This is a genomic window from Vibrio sp. 1249-1 (genome assembly GCF_033340495.1).
Genome location: NZ_JAWOWJ010000497.1, coordinates 1 through 720, shown reverse-complemented (window position 1 = coordinate 720; position 720 = coordinate 1). Strand labels below are relative to the sequence as shown.

1 protein-coding gene is annotated in these 720 nt (G+C 46.1%); it reads right to left on the bottom strand.

Annotation, left to right across the window (positions count from 1 at the left end):
* Window positions 1-514, bottom strand: a 514-nt coding sequence (locus R7Z50_RS27215) for a patatin-like phospholipase family protein (RefSeq protein WP_318149711.1), incomplete at its 3' end; no start/stop codon positions are given.
* Window positions 515-720 lie beyond the last annotated feature (206 nt).

The following is a 720-nucleotide window of genomic DNA, read 5'->3' as shown; positions in this document are numbered from 1 at the left end:
CATCAAAGGACTCAAAACGTCCGAGGTTACCTGTGGTCTCGCGCAACACACGCAACATGTTTTGCCCTTGAACCACACCAGTTGGAGCACGAACTTCGCCGAACCGTAAACCAAGGTCGGTCGTGATTTGATAGCGGTCTTCATATTCTTTGTCACGAACGCGACGCTGACTGCGATCGACGCGATCACGATAACCACTGTTCCAATCAACAGAATAGATAAAACTTTCGATTTCATCGGCGCTCATGCCTGTCGCGTACAAACCGCCAACATAAGCTCCCATGCTTGTCCCTGTGATGATATCGACAGGAATGTGCATTTCTTCTAGCGCCTTGAGTACACCAATGTGGGCAGCGCCTTTTGCGCCGCCACCAGCGAGAACAACCGCGACTTTAGGACGAGTCGGAGTATCCTCATTTTTGACTTGAGCAACAGAAGGAGTGGCTATCAAAAACAAACTTACCCACAACGCGAAATAGCGCGACATCGGGCTTGATGACAGCGTTTTGAACATCCACTTCTTCCTTTACTGAATACTTGATCACTAATATGTACTAAGAATTGACCAGTGAAACAAGTCCATGTTGTTGATTTGGAGATCCTACCAATCAAACAAACTATTCAACCAGTTAGATTTTTTCTCACACTGTTGTTTGATTTGACCCGTTTTATCCCATACTGGAAGTTTGTAATCGCTGCGGCAATTCATCTCTAAACCAC